The sequence below is a fragment of the Mesorhizobium sp. C089B genome (assembly GCF_030323125.1).
Classification (GTDB): domain Bacteria; phylum Pseudomonadota; class Alphaproteobacteria; order Rhizobiales; family Rhizobiaceae; genus Mesorhizobium.
In genome coordinates this window covers 4,938,332-4,956,717 of the sequence record NZ_CP100469.1, presented here as the reverse complement: position 1 = coordinate 4,956,717, position 18,386 = coordinate 4,938,332, and the positions used below count along the sequence as shown (strand labels likewise).

The following is an 18,386-nucleotide window of genomic DNA, read 5'->3' as shown; positions in this document are numbered from 1 at the left end:
TGTTGTCACTGGTCGTGCGGCAATAGCGCCATTGCTCTTGGCCCGGCTTTTCGCTATGTGCCTCAAAGATGTCTTCGAAGGGGTATTCCTATGGCTGATCACACGCCGACCGGTCCTGTCGAACTGGGCGCGAAGATGGACTATGCCGAACATGACCGCACCTATCATGGCTTTCTGGCGCTGGCCAAATACGGCTCGCTGTTCTGCGGCGCCCTGCTCCTGGCCATGGCTTTCGGCTTCTTCGCAGGCGGCTTCTTCTCCGCGACCATCCTGTTCGTGCTGATCCTCGCCCTCGGCGCCTTCATTCTCCGATAGTCTCTTCAGACCCTTGCCAGGGGCGTAGCCGGACATCCGGCCGCACTCTTTCGCAAAGCCGCACTCTTGCGCAAACAGGTTCCAGCCGAAAGGATCATGCGGTGGGACAGACGGTTTTCATCCCTCGCGAGCTCGATGCCAGCGAGCCTCGTGTCGCGGCCTCGCCCGATACCGTGAAGCGGCTGGCGGCGCTGGGCTTCGACGTCACCGTCGAGACGGGCGCCGGCACCAGGTCGCGCATTCCCGATGAGGAGTTCGCCAAGGCGGGCGCCGCGATCGGCAAGGCTTCGGATGCGAGCCGGGCGGATGTGGTGCTGAAGGTGCGCCGGCCGACCGACGCCGAGCTGAAGGGCTACAAATCGGGTGCGGCGGTCATCGCCATCATGGATCCCTACGGCAATGATGCCGCGGTCGCGGCGCTTGCCGAGGCTGGGGTCACCGCCTTCTCGATGGAATTCATGCCGCGCATCACCCGCGCCCAGTCGATGGACGTGCTGTCGTCGCAGGCCAATCTCGCCGGCTACCAGGCCGTGATCGACGGCGCATCGGAGTATGACCGCGCGCTGCCGATGATGATGACGGCGGCCGGCACCGTGCCGGCGGCGAAGATCTTCATCATGGGCGTCGGCGTTGCCGGCCTGCAGGCGATCGCCACTGCGCGCCGTCTCGGCGCCGTCGTCACCGCCACCGACGTTCGTCCCGCCGCCAAGGAACAGGTGGCGTCGCTCGGCGCAAAGTTCCTCGCCGTCGAGGACGAGGAGTTCAAGGCGGCCGAGACCGCCGGCGGCTACGCCAAGGAAATGTCGAAGGAGTACCAGGCCAAGCAGGCAGCGCTCACCGCTGAGCACATCGCCAAGCAGGACATCGTCATCACCACGGCGCTGATCCCCGGCCGTCCGGCGCCGAAGCTGGTGTCGGCGGCGATGGTCGCCTCGATGAAGCCGGGCTCGGTGATCGTCGACCTCGCCGTCGAGCGCGGCGGCAATGTCGAAGGCGCAGTTGCAGGCCAGGTGGTGACCACGGCCAATGGCGTGAAAATCGTCGGCCACCTCAACGTGCCCGGCCGCGTCGCCGCATCGGCCTCGCTGCTCTACGCCAGGAACCTGTTCGCCTTCCTCGAGACGCTGGTCGACAAGACCAGCAAGACGCTCGCCATCAACCGCGAAGACGATCTGGTCAAGGCGACGATGCTGACCGACGCTGGCCGCGTGGTGCATCCAGCCTTCGCCAAGGCGGCGGAACAGCCCCATGTCGAACCGGCGGCCATTCCGGCCGAGACCATGGTGGCTGATGCCACGCCGAAGAAGGCTGCACCGAAAAAGGCGTCCGACAAAGCCACTGCCGGCAAGTCCGCCGCCAAGCCGAAGGGGATCGCGTGATGGATCAGACCTTGCAGAAAGCCCTCGATCAGCTCGACCAGGCAAGTGCCGCCGTCCGGCTGGCTGTGCAGAACCTGGCCAACGCGCCCGGTGGCGCCGATGCGGCGGGCGATGCCGCGCACGCACTGTCCGGCGGCGCCATCGATCCCTTCGTCTTCCGCTTCGCCATCTTCGTACTTGCGATCTTCGTCGGATACTACGTCGTCTGGTCGGTGACGCCGGCGCTGCACACGCCGCTGATGGCGGTCACCAACGCCATCTCCTCGGTCATCGTCGTCGGCGCGCTGCTGGCCGTCGGCATCTCGGCCTCCGGCATTGCCACCGGCTTCGGCTTCGTCGCGCTGATGCTGGTCTCGGTCAACATCTTTGGCGGCTTCCTGGTCACCCAGCGCATGCTGGCCATGTACAAGAAGAAGGACCGGTAGAGAGCCATGAACGCCAACTTCGCGTCCTTCCTCTACCTGGTCTCCGGCGTCCTGTTCATCATGGCGCTGCGCGGCCTGTCGCATCCGACCACCAGCCGCCAAGGCAATCTCTACGGCATGATCGGCATGGGCATTGCCATTGCCACCACGCTGGCGCTGGCGACTCCGTCCGCCGGGCGCTTCGGCCTGATCGTGCTTGGTCTGGCCATCGGCGGCGGCGTCGGCGCCGTTACAGCGCGCCGCATCGCCATGACTTCGATGCCGCAGCTGGTCGCCGCCTTCCACTCGCTGGTCGGCCTTGCCGCCGTCATGGTAGCGGCAGCCGCCATCTACGCGCCGGAAAGTTTCGGCATCGGCACGAATGGCGACATCCACGCCCAGGCGTTGATCGAGATGAGCCTTGGCGTTGCCATCGGCGCCATCACCTTCACCGGCTCCGTCATCGCCTTCCTCAAGCTCGATGGCCGCATGTCGGGCAAGCCGATCATGATCGGCGGCCGTCACATCATCAACGCGGTCCTCGGCATCGCGCTGATCGTGCTGATCGTGCTTCTGGTCACCACCGAGGCCAAGCTGGTGTTCTGGCTGATCGTCGCGGCTTCGCTGGCGCTCGGCGTCCTCTTGATCATCCCGATCGGCGGCGCCGACATGCCGGTCGTCGTCTCGATGCTGAATTCCTATTCCGGCTGGGCCGCCGCGGCACTCGGCTTCACGCTTGGCAATCTGGCGTTGATCATCACCGGCGCGCTGGTCGGCTCGTCCGGCGCCATCCTGTCCTACATCATGTGCAAGGGCATGAACCGGTCGTTCATCTCGGTCATCCTCGGCGGCTTCGGCGGCGAGACCGCGGCGGTTGCCGATGACGGCATCGAACGCACGGTCAAGCAGGGCTCGGCCGACGACGCTGCCTATCTGATGATGAACGCACAGAAGGTCATCATCGTGCCGGGCTACGGCATGGCGGTCGCCCAGGCCCAGCACGCGCTGCGCGAAATGGCCGACAAGCTCAAGGCCAATGGCGTGGATGTCAAATACGCCATCCACCCCGTGGCCGGCCGCATGCCCGGCCACATGAACGTGCTGCTCGCCGAAGCCAATGTTCCCTATGACGAAGTGTTCGAACTGGAAGACATCAACTCCGAGTTCGCGCAGGCCGATGTCGCCTATGTCATCGGCGCCAATGACGTCACCAATCCGTCCGCCCGCGACGACAAGTCGTCGCCGATCTACGGTATGCCGATCCTCGACGTCGACAAGGCCCGCACCTGCCTGTTCGTCAAGCGCTCGCTCGGCTCGGGCTACGCCGGCATCGACAACACGCTGTTCTACAAGGACGGCACCATGATGCTGCTCGGCGACGCCAAGAAGATGACCGAGGAAATCGTCAAGGCCATGGATCACTAAGCCGCCGCAACCTTCCACTGGAAGGTTGTCGGTCCATCATCGGAAACAAAAAAGCCCGGTTCGACCGGGCTTTTTGATGTTGAAGACCGGTTCAGCGGCTGGTCAGGAAAACCGCTTCCTCGTCGTCGCGCTGCCTGCCGCCCAGGGCTGCCGCAGCGCTGGCGATGAAGGCGCCGATAACCAGCGACAGGGCGCCAAGCAGGGCGAAGGTGGCGCTGCCTTTCCGCGCGGCGTCGGCGGCCTGCTTTGCCTTGACCTTGGCGTCCTCGACCCTGGCCACCAGGGCGTCGACACGCGCCTTGGCGTCGGCCTCGGAAAGCCCGGTGCGGGCGGCGACCAGCTGCGACAGATAGGTCTTGTCGTCAGCCGAAACTTCGCCTGCCGCCGCACTGGCGATGAGGATGCGCGAAGCCTGCCCGGCCGCAGCCGCATCGCTGTCCGGATTGGCCGCCGCGAGCCTGGCGGCATCAGCCGGACGGAACAGCGTATCCACGAGATAGGACGTTGCATTGTCGGCCGGTGCGCTGCCGGCATTGGCGGACGCGCCGGCCGAAGCACCCATGGCGGCGCCTGAGGCAACAGTAGAAGCCGCCTGCACGCCTGAACCAAGCACTGCCGACAGCGCCGACCCGAGAATGCCGACGACCAGCAATGTCGCCAGCGCCCAGGCGAGGAGGCCGTGCGCGGTGTCACGGAAATAGACCTCGTCGGTGTGGATGCCGACCCATTTGGTGCGCAGGCGTCCGGCAAGATAGCCACCGACCCCGGAGGACAGCCATTGCACGATGATGAGCCAGATGGCGCCGGACACCGCGAAGGTGGTCAGCGAGGCACTGGCGCCGGACCACGGCGAGACCATGGTCAGCCCCAGCCCCGAACCGAGCAGCATGAGGATGAAGGTCAGCGTCGAGGCCGCGAAGGCGCCGGCGATGATCGGACCCCAGCTGACGGCCGGGGCGGAGGATTCCGTTGAGGCGGATACGTCGACAGCCGATACGGTGGACTGCATCGACGCCTCCTACCGTACGAACAGCATGATGAGAATGATGATCGGGATCGGAATACCGAGCAACCAGAGCAAAATACCGCGTCCCATAAAGAGCCTCCCTGCGAGAAATTGATCGATGTCGTCACAATGTTCCTGAGCGATTTCCGTTCCGAAGGGCAATGAAATGATTTGCTTGCCGGGAACGGAACTATTTTCCGCGCGGCCCGAGGCACAACTGCGAAACTGTGGATTGGTTCACGGAGTTCCACATGGGCTGCCGTGTATTGTTGGCTCGGTGAGCCGGGGGTAGCATGAGCGATCCCGCCGTCGGATGTCGTCAACGGAGACGCTGATGCCCAAGACTGTCGCATCGCTGGCTTACAAAAAGGCGCAGCCCGGCCAGGCGGTGGTGATCGTGCACGGCATGGGCGAGCAGCGGCCGATGGGTACGCTGAGGGGATTCGTCCAGGCGGTCTGGAGCAGCGATCCCACCCGTGCTCCACCCTACGCCCAGATTCCCGATCCGGCCGTTTCCGGCGCCACGATCAACCAGAGCTGGATCACGCCCGACAGCCGGACCAAGTCACACGAGCTGCGCCGCATCACCACGCCCTACGACGTCGATGGCCGCCGTACCGATTTCTACGAGCTTTATTGGGCCGACATCACGCAAGGCACGACGCGCGGCCGGCTGGCCGCCTGGGTGACGAACCTGTTGTGGCGCAAGCCCGCCGACATTCCGCTCGACGCCCGCAAGCTTTACGTCGCCACACTTCTGATCGTTATCGTCATTCTGGGCGCAGCACTCGTGCTGGCAACATCGGTCTGGCAACAGGCCGTTACCTTGACGACCGGCCTGATGATCACCACCCTCGCTTCTTTTGTCATCTGGGCGGTGGATCAGTTCGCCCTGCCCTATTTCGGTGACGTCGCCGCTTATGTGCGCGCCGAGGCGGCGACGATCGAGAAGCGTGCGCTGATCCGCGACAGAGGCCTGACGTTGCTCAAGACGCTGATGAAGGACGATGCTTACGACCGCATCGTGCTGGTCTCGCACAGCCTTGGGTCGATCATCGCCTATGATTTGCTGCAGATCCTGTGGGCCGAGTTCCGGCCGCGAAGGCTGGAAGCGGTCCGCGACAAGGCCAAACTGGCGGCGGTCGAGGCCGTCGACAAGGCAACGCTCGGCTCTGATGGGTCAGCGTGGCCAAAGAACCTTGAAGACCTCGCCGGATTCCGGCGCGGTCAATGGGCGCTCTACCAGCAGCTTCGGACCAAGGACGCCGACCACCCGCTGCCCTGGAAGATCAGCGATTTCGTCACGCTTGGCAGTCCGCTCTCCCACAGCGAATTCCTGGTGACCTACAATCTCGCGGAATTCAGGCGTGGCCTTGCCGAGCGCCTGTTCTCGGCTTGCCCGCCGATTGCCGATGACGGGCGCCCCGGCGGCACCGTGCTTTACCGGGAAGGACACAGCCAAGGCAAGGCGCAGCGCGCGGTGCATCATGGCGCGGTGTTTGCGGCAACGCGCTGGACGAACGTCTACGACCGCGGCAATGGCTGGGCGACAGGCGATCCGATTTCCGGTCCGATGACGGAAAACTTCGGCCCCGGTGTGGAGAACATCCAGATCGAGCTTCGCAGCTCACTTGGCCGTATCTTCACCCACACGCTTTATTGGTCATCGACGGCAAACGGCGTCGAAATCGCCCTGCCGGCGGGCACCGCGCCGCGCTCGCATCTGCAAGTGCTGCGCGACGCGGTGGACCTTGGTCGGAAGCTGGAGCCAAAGGCCTGACCCGGAGTGGAGCTCCGGCGGCAAGGCCCCCAGCCCTCAAATGTCCAGATTGGCAACTGACAGCGCGTTGTCCTGGATGAATTCGCGCCGCGGTTCGACCTCGTCGCCCATCAGCCGCGAAAACAGCGAATCCGCATCGGTGGCGTCATTGACCTTGACCTGCAGCAGCGAACGCACATTCGGGTCGAGCGTGGTTTCCCAGAGCTGCTCGGCATTCATCTCGCCGAGGCCCTTGTAGCGCTGCATGGTCAGGCCCTTGCGGCCGGTCGCAAACACCGCGTTGAGCAGCGCCAGCGGCCCCGAAATGGTTTCGGAGACATCCTTGCGGCGCAGCACCGGCGGCTCGCCATAGACTTCCATGAGGCGCGGGGCATAGCGGTCGAGCTGGCGTGCGTCGGCCGAATTTATCAGCCCGGCATCGAGCTGCGCGAATTCCTTGACGCTGCGCACCGTGCGTTCGAACACATAGCCGCCGACGCCTTCATTGGAGGTCGACAGCCGGCCGGTCCAGCCGCGCTCGGTGTCCTCGGCAATGATGTCAAGGCGCTGGGCGACGCGTTCGGCCATGGCATTGGCGCGGCCGAGGTCGTTTAGCACATCGGCGTTGAGCGCGCCGGCGATCGCCGCCTGTTCGACCACGCCCCTGTTGTAGCGCGTGTGCAGCCCGTTGATGAGCTGGCGCACGGCCAGTGCATCATCGATCGAGCCGCGCAGATCCTGTCCGGCCCGCGCCTCGCCGGAGGCAAGCGTCAGCGACGCCTCCTCCAGCCCGGAGCCGATCAGGAACTCCTCGAAGGCGCTCTCGTCCTTGATGTATTGCGAGCTTTTTCCGCGCGTCACTTTGTAGAGCGGCGGCTGGGCGATGTAGAGATGGCCGCGCTCGATCAGCTCCGGCATCTGGCGGAAGAAGAAGGTGAGCAGCAAGGTCCTGATATGGGCGCCGTCGACGTCGGCGTCGGTCATCAGGATGATCTTGTGGTAGCGCAATTTGTCGGCGTTAAACTCGTCCTTGCCGATCGAGGTGCCGAGCGCGGTGATCAGCGTGCCGATCATCTCGGAGCCGAGCATGCGGTCGAAGCGCGCCCGCTCGACATTGAGTATCTTGCCGCGCAACGGCAGGATTGCCTGGTTCTGGCGCGAACGGCCGCCCTTGGCAGAGCCGCCGGCCGAGTCACCCTCGACGATGAAGATTTCGGATTTCGCCGGGTCGCGTTCCTGGCAGTCGGCAAGCTTGCCAGGCAGAGAGGTGACGCCGAGCGAGCTTTTGCGGGTGATGTCTCGGGCCTTGCGCGCGGCTTCGCGCGCCGCGGCCGCCTGGATCACCTTGTCGATGACCACCTTGCCCTCGGTCGGGTGTTCTTCCAGCCAGGTGCCAAGCGCCTCGTTGACCAGGCCTTCGACCACCGGGCGGACTTCCGACGAGACCAGCTTGTCCTTGGTCTGGGAGGAGAATTTCGGGTCGGGAACCTTGACCGACAGCACCGCCGTCAGGCCTTCGCGGCAGTCGTCGCCGATCAGCGCCACCTTTTCCTTCTTGGTCAGGCCCGACGATTCGCCATAGCCGGTGATCTGGCGCGTCAGCGCGCCACGGAAGCCGGCCAGATGGGTGCCGCCATCGCGCTGCGGGATGTTGTTGGTGAAGGCCAGCACGTTCTCGTGGTAGCTGTCGTTCCACCACATCGCCACTTCGACGGTGATGCCGTCGCGCTCGGCCTTGATGGCGATCGGCTTGTCGATCAGCGGTTTCTTGACCCGGTCGAGATATTTGACGAACTCTTCCAGGCCGCCATCATAGTGCAACTCGTGGCGCACGAGATCGGCATGGCGGGCATCGGTCAAAATGATGCGCACGCCGGAATTCAGGAAGGCGAGCTCGCGCAGCCGGTGCTCCAGCGTGCCGAAGTCGAACTCGACCATGGTGAAGGTTTCGGACGACGGAAAGAAGGTGATCTCGGAACCGCTGCGGCCCTCATAGGTGCCGGGCTGCTTGTTCTGCTCATAGCTGCCGGTCGCCTTGAGCGGCGCATCGGCATTGCCATGCGTGAAGCTCATCTCGAAAATCTGGCCGTTGCGGCGGATTTTCAGCTTCAGCCAGGCCGACAACGCGTTGACCACGGAGACGCCGACGCCGTGCAGGCCGCCAGACACCTTGTAGGAATTCTGGTCGAATTTGCCGCCGGCATGCAGCTGCGTCATGATCACTTCGGCCGCCGAAATGCCTTCGCCAGTGTGAATATCGGTCGGAATCCCGCGGCCATTGTCGATAACGGTGACCGAACCGTCGGGATTGAGCGTCACCGTGACCAGATCGGCATGGCCGGCCAGCGCCTCGTCGATGGCGTTGTCGACCACCTCATAGACCATGTGATGCAGGCCCGAGCCGTCGTCGGTGTCGCCGATATACATGCCCGGCCGCTTGCGGACAGCGTCCAACCCCTTCAAAACCTTGATGGAATCGGCGCCGTATTCGGCCTCAGCGCCGTTGGCGTTGTCGCTTTGATCGCTCATGAAAACCTGTCTGATTGATGCCGCATGCTCAGCGCGAAAAAATGGCTTCGAATCACGCCGCTTTGATGTCCTAGATATAGGCGCAAAAGGCGGTTTTTCCAAGGTTTGCGGGCATTTCAGGGCTGAATCCCGAGCTGGCAGCCGGCTATTTTTTCGCGGCTTTCAATTTGGCCAGAAGACGGCGCAGATATTTGATCGTGGGTTTGTCCCTCGGCGCCAGTTTGCCTGTGCGGTCAAGCTCCAGCGTCAGGTCTAGCGCCTGCGACAACACAGCCTTCGGATTCTTCGCCACATAGGCATAGTTGATATAGGCCTGTACCAGATCGAATTGCCAGATCGCATTGTCCGGATCGGACAGGGCCAACCGCTGGCGGATGGCCAGGCTGGCTTCGAAGGCCTTCTTCGAGCCCTCATAGTGGCGCTGCTTGGTCTCCAGCAGGCCTATTTCCTCGAACGTGATCGACAGGTCGCGCTGCCAGTCGGAATTGCCCGGGTCGAGATTTGCCAACCGGTCGGCAATGACGAGACTGTCCTGGTAGTTCTGCAAAGCACCGGCGATATCGCCCTGGGCATCAAACACGCCGGCAATTTTTTCCAGACAGACCGACAGGTCGCGCTGCCAATCGGTGTTGCCTGGGTCGCTGGCGGCAAGGTCTCGCGCCGTGGCCAGCGCCTGCTGGTAGGCCTCCAACGCGAATGGCCAGTCCTTCTGGTCGCCGTAAGCATTGCCGATCTTGGCGTAACCGACCGACAGGTCGCGCTTCAAATCGGTGTCGTTTGAGTCGCGGCGCACCAGCGCTTCGGCGATTATTTGGCTCTTGTTGTAGGCGTCGAGCGCGCCCGCAGCGTCGCCACGCTCGCGCAGGACGTCGCCGATCCTGGTGTAGCTGACGGAGACGGCGCGCTGATGCCTGGGGTCGTCGGGGTTGTTCTGCGCCAGCGCCAGCCGAATTCTCAGGCTCTCTTCGAATGCAGTCTGGGCGCCATCCAGCTGGCCGGCGGTACGGGCAAGACCGCCGATTTCGTCGTAGGTAATGGTCAGGTCGCGCAGCAGATAGACGCTGTTCGGCTCGGCATCGGCCAATTGCTGCTTGATGGACAGGCTTTGCTGGTAGGCCTGGGCTGCCGCACCCAGGTCGCCTTGCGTGGCCAGCACATTGCCGATCTTGTCATTGGCCATGGCGAGATCGCCGAGCCAGTCCTTCTTGTCCGGCACGTCTGTGGTCAGGCCCTGCAACATGTCCCTGGCCGCCTCATAGTTTTGCAGGGAGGCCGGCAGATCGCCTTGCGCCATCTTGATGTTGGCGAACTTGATATGGCCGATGGCGAGGTCGCGCTTGACGCTCGGATCGGTTTCCTGGCGCGCTCGCTGCTCAAGATTGGCGACCAGCGCCGCAAAGGCGCGGCCGGCGGCGTCGGTGTTGCCGACCGTTGTGTAGAGGATGCCGAGCTCTTCCAGCGTGCGGCTTTGGCGGTCGGCCTGTTCCAGGCTGAGCGAGGTCTGCCCGGCTTCGCCATAGAGCGCCAGCACCGTTTCATAGTCCTTGATGGCGGTTGCATAGTCCAGGGTGGCACGCGCCGCGCCGCCCGAGAGAAATCGCGTCGCGGCTTCGGACAGGGTGCGGCTGACGAAATTGGCCTTCAACGCCTGGCGCGAGACATTGTCGACGTCGGCGGCCTTGGCGAGGATCACGCGTGCACCATCGAAAGCGCCGAGCGCCAACTGTTCCTCGGCCTGGCGGCGCAGTTCGGTCACCTGCGGGTCGTCGGCGGCCAGCGTCTTCATCTCGCCGCGCACCTTGACGAAGGCGTCGGCCGCCTCGCGCAGCTTGGCGTCCAGGCTTTCGCCGGAGAGATGGCTGGTGTCGGAACTGATCAGCGCGCCATAGAGCGGCGCCAGCGGCATGTCGGCATCGCTGGCGACCCGTTCGACCGCGCCGCGCATTTCCGGCGTCACATCGGCCATGGCAAGCAACAGCCGCTCGCGCTCCGGCAGTTGTTCCTTGGCCGCCGAGGCGAAGAACAGCTTCGGCAGCCCGCTCTCGACGTAGGGCAGCTGTTTTCCGCGCGAAAGGTCGTAGACCTCCTGCTGCACCAGCGTCAGCACCGAGCGGATTTCGAGCCCGTCGGTGCCGAGGTATTTGATCAGCGCCGCTGTAAAGGGCGAATTCGCACCGGTACCGTCGGCAGCCGTCTCGCCGGGCGCCGCCGAAAAGGCGAACAGGATGTTTTCCGCCTTGCCGACGCGTCCGAGGCCCGGCTTGATCTTGTCCACCAGGTCCTTGATCAGCGATGTGGCGCCACGCCCGTCGCCGTTGCCGCCTGTGAACGGATCGCTGCGGCAGGCGTCGAGCACGATCAGCCCGACCTTCGCCGTGGCGGCAACCGCATCGCGCACTTCCTCCAACGGCAGGCTGGTCTTCTCCAGCTGGTCGAGCGAGGAGGCATCGGCATCGACCGGCAGAAGACGGTTGTCGCCGGAGATTTCGACGCCATGGCCGGAGAAATACACCAGCGCCACGTCGGCGCCCATGGCGTCCTCGCGAAAATCGTCGAGAGCCCGGCGCATGCGCCTGAGATCACGATTGGTCTCGACCACGACCTCGAAGCCGAGCTTCTTCAGCGCCACTTCCATCACCTCGCCGTCATTGACAGGATTGGCCAGCGGCCGCACCAGCCGGTAGTCGTCCTCGGCAATGACCAACGCCACGCGCCGCTCCGCCACCGCTGTGGCGGTGGTCGCAAGCATCAACAGCAAGGCAAACAACAGGCGCAAATCGAACCGCCCCCGGCTCAGTCACCTGCCGACCATTCCACCTCTTTATGGCATGAGCAAGCCGGGGCCGGCTGCGTTACGTAGCCCGCATCGGCTTCAGCGCCCCGCTCCAGCGCGAGAGCTCGTCCAGCATGGTCTTGGTCCCACCCTCTACCTGCTCACTAGCCTGGAAGGAGCCGTCGCTCTCCAGCAGTTTCTGATACATCGGCAGCGCGACGCCTTCCGAGATGGGCATGACGCCCACCGCGGTCAGCAGCGGCTTCAGCGCCTGCGCGGCGCGCAGGCCTCCGGAAATGCCGCCATAGCTGAAGATGGCGGCTGGCTTGTATTTCCATTCGCGCGCAAGGTAGTCGATGGCGTTGACGATCGCAGGCGCCACGAAATAATTGTACTCCGGCGCCACGAACACGAAGGCGTCGGCGGCATCAATGACCTTCGACCAGGCTTTGGTGTGGTCGTTCTGGTAATTGCCGAGCCTGGGGTGATGCGGCTCGTCCAGAACCGGCAGATGGAACGTGGCAATGTCGGTCAGCACCGGTTCGAATTTGCCGTGCTCGCGGGCAAAATCCTCCAGCCAGTGGGCGAAGACCGGCCCGGCGCGGCCCGGCCGCGTGCTGCCGATTATGATGTTCAGCTTGTGCTTCAAGCGGACTCTCCTGGGCGATTGGCAGTAGCTGTTGGTAACTGTCACCTATGGCAGAGTGTCCAACCGGACAAGCCGCAACCGTTTCACCGGCGGTCACGATCCGATGAACACACCGTCTGTCGGGCACACCGGGCGCTGCAGCGTTTCAGTTTGCCGTTCGGTCACATGGACGCCCGGATTGCCAGCCACTACATCTGAGCTATCAGCGGAGCACCTCATGGACACGCAGCCCGTCCCCTTCGTGCCGCCGGCGCCCAAGCCGCGCACGACGCCGCCTTCGACGCTGGAGATGATGCGGATCGTCTACCGCAATCCCCTCGAACTCTGGGGCGAGCACACCTACAACGAACCCTGGATTTCGGCGAATGGCGTCGGCGGGCATCTGATCGTCGCCAACGATCCCGGCCTCATCCGCCACGTGCTGATCGACAACGCCAAGAACTACAAGATGGCGACGGTGCGCCAGATGATCCTGCGGCCGATCCTGCGCGACGGGCTGCTGACCGCCGAAGGCGAGGTGTGGAAGCGGTCGCGCAAGGCGATGGCGCCGGTGTTCACGCCGCGGCATATCTTCGGCTTCGCCGAGCCGATGCTGCGCCGCACGATGCAGTTCGTCGCCCGCTACGAGGAGGGCGGGATGACCGATGTCGCCCACGACATGACGCTGCTCACCTACGATATCCTGGCCGAAACGCTGTTTTCGGGCGAGATTGCGGGCGAGCCCGGCAGTTTCGCGCAGGAAATCGACCGCCTGTTCGAAACCATGGGCCGTGTCGATCCGCTCGACCTGTTGCGCGCGCCCGAATGGCTGCCGCGGCTGACCCGCATCCGCGGCCGCAAGACCATGGCGTATTTCCGCAAGATCGTCACCGATACAGTCAAGATGCGCGAGGAGCGGCTGAAGCGCGACTCCGACACCGCGCCGCAGGATTTCCTGACGCTTCTGCTGCGCGCCGAAGGCCCCGAGGGGCTGACGCGGGCGGAAGTCGAGGACAACATCATCACCTTCATCGGCGCCGGCCACGAGACCACCGCGCGGGCACTGGGCTGGACGATCTACTGCCTCGCCGAAGCGCCGTGGGAGCGTGAAAAGGTCGAGCGCGAGATCGAGGCCGTGCTGGCGCGCGAACCCGACCCGACGAAATGGCTCGACGCAATGCCGTTCACCCGCGCCGCCTTCGAGGAGGCGCTGCGGCTTTATCCGCCGGCGCCGTCGATCAACCGCGAGCCGATCGAGACGGAGACCTGGAACGATCTGGTGCTCCCCAAGCGCGCGGCCGTACTGGTGATGCCTTGGGTCGTCCACCGCCACAGAAAACTGTGGGACATGCCCGACGCCTTCATGCCCGAACGCTTCCATCCGGGAAACCGCGAGAAGATCGACCGCTTCCAGTATCTGCCGTTCGGCGCCGGTCCGCGCATCTGCATCGGCGCCAGCTTCGCCATGCAGGAGGCGATCATTGCGCTGGCCATCATGCTGTCGCGCTTCCGCTTCGACGTGACGGCCGAGACCAAGCCGTGGCCGGTGCAGAAACTGACGACACAGCCGCAAGGCGGCCTGCCGATGCAGGTGACGCGGCGCGTTTAACGGCGCAACGCCTTGTTACGCGATACCGGCGGGCTTGCGCTGGAACTGGCCTGCGGCGCGGAAGCGCCAGAGATAGCTGGGCAGGATGGTGCCGATAGACTGCGGCTGGATGTCGAGGCCGGCAAGGTTCCGGTTGGCCTTGTTGGCCTCCTCCGACACGATGTTGGGCTGGCGCAGCAGCAGCACCTGGTCCTTGGTCAGCAACGGGTTGGGCAGCAGGCCGAGGATCGAGGCCTGCAGATTGGCCATCCACCACGGCACCGGTACCAGGAGCCGCTTGCGCTCGATGACAGTGAGCAGTTCTTCCATGCACTGCTTGAAGGTGAGCACTTGCGGCCCGCCGAGTTCATAGATCTGGCCGCCCTTGACCTTGCCCTCGACCGAACGCGCCACGGCTTCGGCGACATCGCCGACATAGACCGGCTGGAACTTGGTCTGGCCGCCGCCGATCAGCGGCAGCACCGGCGAATAGCGCGCCATGTCGGCGAAGCGATTGAAGAAACTGTCCTCCGGTCCGAAATTGATCGACGGACGGAAGATGACGGCGTCCGGGATCGTCTCCAGGACGGCCTTTTCGCCGAGCGCCTTGGTGCGGGCATAGTCGGATTCGGCGTTGAGGTCGGCGCCCAGCGCCGAGATGTGGGTGAGCCCTGCGCCGACCGAGCGTGCGGCTTCGGCGACGGCGCGGGCGCCGAATTCGTGCACGGTGTTGAATTTCTGCCGGCCGCTTTCATGCGGGATGGCGACCAGATTGATGACATGGTCGGCGCCCTGCACGGCGCGGTCGACCGACCAGCGCACGCGCACATTGGCCTGCACCGGCTGGATCTGGCCGACATTGCCGAGCGGCTGCAGATGTCCCGCCAGATCGGGCCGGCGCACCGCCACCCTGATGCGGTAGCCGCGCTTGGCCAGCGCCCGCACGATGTGGCGGCCGACGAAGCCGGAGCCGCCGAAGACGACCACGAGCTTGGGGATCTGCAGGATTTCGGTCATGGCTGGCTCCGGCGCTCGAAAGCTTGGCTGAAGCCGTTTCATAGTCCGTTTTGGGCCAAAGGCAAAGGGTGACGCGTCGTCGCTGCCACCCTCTTATAGACCCTTCAGAACGCCTTGCCGATGCGCGCGTCGACCGACTGGCGGTTGCCGCCGCGGATAACGAAGAACAGCAGGATCGCCGCCCATAGAAGCGACTTTTCAGCGCCGGAAAAGCCCTGGCCGACAGTGATCCAGTGGAACCAGACGGTGACCAGCAGCACGATCATGCCGGCAAAGGCGGCGGGCCGAGTCAACAGGCCGATGGCGATCAGAATGCCGCCGAAGAATTCGGTGCAGGACAAAAGCAACGACCAGAACGCGCCGGGATAGAAGCCGAGGCCTTCGACCATCTCGGCGGCGCCGAAAGGGTTGGTGATCTTCTGCGAGCCGTGAATGGTGAGAAACCCGCCGGCGACGACGCGCAGAAGGGTCTCGGCGCCATCATGCAGCGACGAATACAGGCGGCCAAACACCGGAACGATAAGTTTGCCGCGGGAGGCGTCGGTGGTTGCGGACATCGTAGCTCCTGTTGTTGTGACGATCCCTTGCAAACGCCCGATGGTTCCCGGCAAGTCAAGTTAACAAAAGTTAACTTCCGCCATCATGTTTTAGCACACAGAGCACGAACGCAGAAAACCCCGCCGAAGCGGGGTTTTCCGGGTGACGCAACGGTCGAGACAGAGCGCAACGGGCGGGTAACCTGAGACGGCATACGCCCGCCCGGGCCCTAAACGCATCCGACAGAAGACACCGACCGGGCAAACCCGACCCGGCAGCTATTGGTCGTTGCGATCGGTAGAAAGGTTCAGCCAGGTCGCGTAAAAAATTCGTTGTCGCAGGACTGCTTCAGCCCGAATAGCGCTCGGCGAATTCGGAAATGCGCTGCACCACGGCTTTGGGGGCGTTGATGCCGCGCGCCTGCGCCTTCTCCGCCGCTTCGGCCCGCGCCCGGCCCGGCACGTGCACGCCAAAGCGCCGGCGCAGCCGGTCGAGCTGGTCCTTCATGCGTTGCTCGAAATCCGGGTCGAGCAGCTTGGGCTCGACGGCGAGCACGAACAGGCCGGTTCCCGGGCTGTCCGGTCCGCCGGAGAACCAGGGCGCGTCGAGCGACCAGTTGGCGCCCGACAGGCCAGCCGCCAGCACTTCGACCATCAGCGCGATGTTGGCGCCGCGCTGGCCGCCGAAGGCCAGCATGGCGCCCTTCATGGCCGCGGCCGGATCGGTGGTCGGATTGCCGCTGGCGTCCAGCGCCCAGCCTTCGGGGATCTTCTTGCCGTCCTCGGCCGCCTTGCGGATGTTGACGAAGGCGGTGGCGCTCGACGATTGGTCGATGACCAGCGGCGCGCCATCGGCGGCGGGTGCCGCAAACGACATCGGGTTGGTGCAATAGACCGGCTTGACCGAGCCCGAGCCTGCCAGCACCGCGGGCCCGTTGGTGGCGGCGAAGGAGACCAATCCCAATTGCGCCAGACGCCCGGTGAAATAGCCTAGTGCGCCGCAGGTATAAGCGTTCTTCTGCGAGAAGATGGCGACGCCGAACAGCTTTGCCGCCTTGGCAAGGTCATCGATGGTGCGGTCGAAGCCGGTATGGGCGAGGCCGCCACGCGCATCGGAGAGATAGACGGCGAGCGCCGGCCTGGTGATCACCGGATCGGCATTGCCGTCGATGCGGCCGGCTTCCAGCGCTTCGAGGTAATCGATGAAATGGGTCAGCCCGACGGTCGAAAGCCCTTCCGCCTCGGCGGCAATGATCGAGGCGGTGAGCGACCGCGCCGCCTCCTCATTGGCGCCGGCGCCGAGCGCCGCCATCCGGCACAGCCCTGTTGCCTGGTCTAGAGAGAGTTGCATGGTGCGGACCCGATTGGTGGTGAGAGTGAGTAGGGAGTAGTCAGTAGGGAGTAGCGAAAGCAAGCGGTTTCCCGGTCATATGCTGACTACTCACTACTGCCTGCTCACTATTCCCTAGCCCACCTTGTTCGGTATGCGCGCCTCGATCTTGCTGAATGCAAACACCAGTATGCCGGTGATGATCATGTAGATCAGCGCCAAAAGCAGCAAGGGTTCGTAGGTGAGGTAGGTGTCCTGCCGGACCTTGGACGAGACTGCGAAGATGTCGATGACGCTGATCGTCGCCACCAGCGGCGTCGACTTCAGCTGCAGCACGGTTTCGCCGGTCAGCGTCGGCAGCGCCCGGTAGATGGCCTGCGGCAGCCAGATGCGGCGGAAAATCTTCCAGCGGCTCATGCCGAAAGCGCGGGCCGCCTCTAACTGCCCCTTCGGCACGCCGGCAAAGGCGCCGCGCATTACTTCGCCCTCATAGCCGGCGAAGGACAAGGTCAGTGCCAGCACGCCATAAGGCCAGGCTTGCCTCAGATACGGCCACATCCAGGATTCGCGGATCCAGGGAAATTGCGGAAACAGCGAGCCCAGCCCGTAATAGAGCAGCCATAGCTGGATCAGCAGCGGCGTGCCCCTGATGACGGTGCAGAATGTCCTGGCGGGGGCGGAAAGCCAGAACGGGCCGGCGGCCTGCGCCAGCCCGAGCGGCACGGCGAGCAGGAAGCCGAGAAAGCAGGTGACGGCCAGGATCCACAGCGACCGCCAGATGCCGAGAAGCCCCATTTCGTAATATTGCGGCAGCCAATCCCAGCGCATGAAGAAGGCTGCGCCGAAAACCAGCGCGATCGCGACCAGGATCAGCACGATGCGATGCGGCTGCAGCCACAGCGACGTGCGCGCGGCAGCGTTGATGATGGTCGCTTCTCCGGCCATCAGCGCGCATCCTTGAGCGACGGCATACCGCGCCGCGACCAGGCCTCGACGCGGCCGATGAGCAGGTTGGAGACCAGCGACAAGATGAGATAGAGCACGCCCGCGGCGAAAAAGAAGGTGAAATAGGCTTTGGTGACCCCCGCAGCCTGCCGCGTCGCCAGCGCCAGCTCGTAAAAGCCGACGACCGCCAGAAGGGCCGTATCCTTGGTGGCGATCAGCCACAGATTGGCGAGCCCGGGTATGGCGAAGGGCAGCATCGCCGGCAAGGTGATGCGCCGCAGCATGAGCCCGGGTGACATGCCATAGGCGCGGGCGGCTTCGATCTGGCCCTGCGGTATGGCCAGGATGGCGCCGCGGATCACTTCGGTCGAATAGGCACCCTGGACAAAGCCGAGCACGGCGATGCCCGCGGCAAGGCCGCTGATGTCGACGCGCTGGTAGCCCATTGCCGTCAGCGCCTGGTTGATCAGGTCCGTCCCGGCATAATAGAGCAGCAGGATCAGCACCAGTTCGGGCACGGCGCGCACGATTGTGGTGTAAACCGCCAGCAGGTCGCGCACGACCGGACCGCCGTAAAGCTTGCCAAAGGCGCCACCGGTGCCGATCAGGAGACCGAGGACCGTGGCGCCGAGCGCGATCTCGATCGAATGGAGCAGTCCAAGCAAGAGCGTGCCGCCCCAGCCCGGCGGATTGGGCGAAAGGAGCTCTATGATGCCGGCCGCCGAGGCCGAAAGAAGTGCGTCGATCAGCGT

General features: G+C 64.3%; 15 protein-coding genes. 6 read left to right on the top strand and 9 right to left on the bottom strand.

Annotation, left to right across the window (positions count from 1 at the left end; genetic code table 11):
* Positions 1-90: 90 nt before the first annotated feature.
* The 4 genes from NLY44_RS24545 to NLY44_RS24530 all read left to right on the top strand — a co-directional run bounded on the left by NLY44_RS24545 (position 91) and on the right by NLY44_RS24530 (position 3,523).
* Positions 91-315 (top strand): aa3-type cytochrome c oxidase subunit IV, encoded by a 225-nt coding sequence (locus tag NLY44_RS24545; RefSeq protein WP_023671340.1) that lies wholly within the window; start codon positions 91-93, stop codon positions 313-315.
* A 101-nt stretch (positions 316-416) separates the two neighbouring features.
* Positions 417-1,694 carry a Re/Si-specific NAD(P)(+) transhydrogenase subunit alpha gene (locus NLY44_RS24540; protein WP_023806225.1) on the top strand — a complete coding sequence of 426 codons (1,278 nt, stop codon included), beginning with the start codon at positions 417-419 and terminating at the stop codon, positions 1,692-1,694.
* Positions 1,694-2,119, top strand: coding sequence for a proton-translocating transhydrogenase family protein (locus NLY44_RS24535; protein ID WP_032885960.1), 426 nt, complete (start codon positions 1,694-1,696; stop codon positions 2,117-2,119). The genes NLY44_RS24540 and NLY44_RS24535 overlap by 1 nt, the downstream gene beginning before the upstream one ends.
* A gap of 6 nt (positions 2,120-2,125) precedes the next feature.
* Positions 2,126-3,523, top strand: coding sequence for an NAD(P)(+) transhydrogenase (Re/Si-specific) subunit beta (locus tag NLY44_RS24530; protein ID WP_023671337.1), 1,398 nt, complete (start codon positions 2,126-2,128; stop codon positions 3,521-3,523).
* 91 nt (positions 3,524-3,614) lie between these two features.
* On the opposite strand, the gene NLY44_RS24525 is transcribed toward NLY44_RS24530, so the two are convergent.
* Positions 3,615-4,532: a membrane protein gene (locus NLY44_RS24525; protein ID WP_023700421.1), complete on the bottom strand. Its 918-nt coding sequence runs from the start codon at positions 4,530-4,532 to the stop codon at positions 3,615-3,617.
* 331 nt (positions 4,533-4,863) lie between these two features.
* On the opposite strand from NLY44_RS24525, the gene NLY44_RS24520 reads away from it, so the two are divergent.
* The gene (locus tag NLY44_RS24520; protein WP_023703663.1) at positions 4,864-6,309 is read left to right on the top strand and encodes a hypothetical protein; all 1,446 of its coding nucleotides are present in this window, start codon (positions 4,864-4,866) and stop codon (positions 6,307-6,309) included.
* Positions 6,310-6,345: 36 nt separating this feature from the next.
* On the opposite strand, the gene gyrB is transcribed toward NLY44_RS24520, so the two are convergent.
* The 3 genes from gyrB to NLY44_RS24505 all read right to left on the bottom strand — a co-directional run bounded on the left by gyrB (position 6,346) and on the right by NLY44_RS24505 (position 12,239).
* On the bottom strand, positions 6,346-8,817 hold the full coding sequence (gene gyrB, locus NLY44_RS24515) for a DNA topoisomerase (ATP-hydrolyzing) subunit B (protein WP_023671333.1): 2,472 nt from the start codon (positions 8,815-8,817) through the stop codon (positions 6,346-6,348).
* Positions 8,818-8,962: 145 nt separating this feature from the next.
* The gene (locus tag NLY44_RS24510; RefSeq protein ID WP_023683525.1) at positions 8,963-11,593 is read right to left on the bottom strand and encodes a caspase family protein; all 2,631 of its coding nucleotides are present in this window, start codon (positions 11,591-11,593) and stop codon (positions 8,963-8,965) included.
* A gap of 76 nt (positions 11,594-11,669) precedes the next feature.
* A complete protein-coding gene (locus NLY44_RS24505; protein ID WP_023683526.1) occupies positions 11,670-12,239 on the bottom strand; it encodes an NADPH-dependent FMN reductase in 570 nt (189 codons plus the stop codon).
* Positions 12,240-12,456: 217 nt separating this feature from the next.
* On the opposite strand from NLY44_RS24505, the gene NLY44_RS24500 reads away from it, so the two are divergent.
* A complete protein-coding gene (locus NLY44_RS24500; RefSeq protein WP_023806226.1) occupies positions 12,457-13,827 on the top strand; it encodes a cytochrome P450 in 1,371 nt (456 codons plus the stop codon).
* 15 nt (positions 13,828-13,842) lie between these two features.
* Here the strand turns inward: NLY44_RS24500 and NLY44_RS24495 are convergent, their stop codons facing one another.
* The 5 genes from NLY44_RS24495 to NLY44_RS24475 all read right to left on the bottom strand — a co-directional run bounded on the left by NLY44_RS24495 (position 13,843) and on the right by NLY44_RS24475 (position 18,347).
* Positions 13,843-14,823, bottom strand: coding sequence for a complex I NDUFA9 subunit family protein (locus NLY44_RS24495; protein WP_023671329.1), 981 nt, complete (start codon positions 14,821-14,823; stop codon positions 13,843-13,845).
* A 104-nt stretch (positions 14,824-14,927) separates the two neighbouring features.
* Positions 14,928-15,380: a DoxX family protein gene (locus NLY44_RS24490; protein ID WP_023689223.1), complete on the bottom strand. Its 453-nt coding sequence runs from the start codon at positions 15,378-15,380 to the stop codon at positions 14,928-14,930.
* Positions 15,381-15,708: 328 nt separating this feature from the next.
* Positions 15,709-16,710: an Ldh family oxidoreductase gene (locus NLY44_RS24485; protein WP_023714560.1), complete on the bottom strand. Its 1,002-nt coding sequence runs from the start codon at positions 16,708-16,710 to the stop codon at positions 15,709-15,711.
* A 114-nt stretch (positions 16,711-16,824) separates the two neighbouring features.
* On the bottom strand, positions 16,825-17,634 hold the full coding sequence (locus tag NLY44_RS24480) for an ABC transporter permease (protein WP_023732642.1): 810 nt from the start codon (positions 17,632-17,634) through the stop codon (positions 16,825-16,827).
* Positions 17,634-18,347, bottom strand: coding sequence for an ABC transporter permease (locus NLY44_RS24475; RefSeq protein ID WP_196814080.1), 714 nt, complete (start codon positions 18,345-18,347; stop codon positions 17,634-17,636). Before NLY44_RS24475 ends, NLY44_RS24480 begins: the two co-directional genes overlap by 1 nt.
* Between the last annotated feature and the right edge of the window lie 39 nt (positions 18,348-18,386).

Coding starts and splice junctions, on each gene's coding strand:
- NLY44_RS24490 (WP_023689223.1), bottom strand. CDS start 15,380: ATGTCCGCAACCACCGACGCCTCCCGCGGCAAACTTATCGTTCCGGTG.
- gyrB (WP_023671333.1), bottom strand. CDS start 8,817: ATGAGCGATCAAAGCGACAACGCCAACGGCGCTGAGGCCGAATACGGC.
- NLY44_RS24530 (WP_023671337.1), top strand. CDS start 2,126: ATGAACGCCAACTTCGCGTCCTTCCTCTACCTGGTCTCCGGCGTCCTG.
- NLY44_RS24500 (WP_023806226.1), top strand. CDS start 12,457: ATGGACACGCAGCCCGTCCCCTTCGTGCCGCCGGCGCCCAAGCCGCGC.
- NLY44_RS24480 (WP_023732642.1), bottom strand. CDS start 17,634: ATGGCCGGAGAAGCGACCATCATCAACGCTGCCGCGCGCACGTCGCTG.
- NLY44_RS24495 (WP_023671329.1), bottom strand. CDS start 14,823: ATGACCGAAATCCTGCAGATCCCCAAGCTCGTGGTCGTCTTCGGCGGC.
- NLY44_RS24525 (WP_023700421.1), bottom strand. CDS start 4,532: ATGCAGTCCACCGTATCGGCTGTCGACGTATCCGCCTCAACGGAATCC.
- NLY44_RS24520 (WP_023703663.1), top strand. CDS start 4,864: ATGCCCAAGACTGTCGCATCGCTGGCTTACAAAAAGGCGCAGCCCGGC.
- NLY44_RS24535 (WP_032885960.1), top strand. CDS start 1,694: ATGGATCAGACCTTGCAGAAAGCCCTCGATCAGCTCGACCAGGCAAGT.
- NLY44_RS24485 (WP_023714560.1), bottom strand. CDS start 16,710: ATGCAACTCTCTCTAGACCAGGCAACAGGGCTGTGCCGGATGGCGGCG.
- NLY44_RS24545 (WP_023671340.1), top strand. CDS start 91: ATGGCTGATCACACGCCGACCGGTCCTGTCGAACTGGGCGCGAAGATG.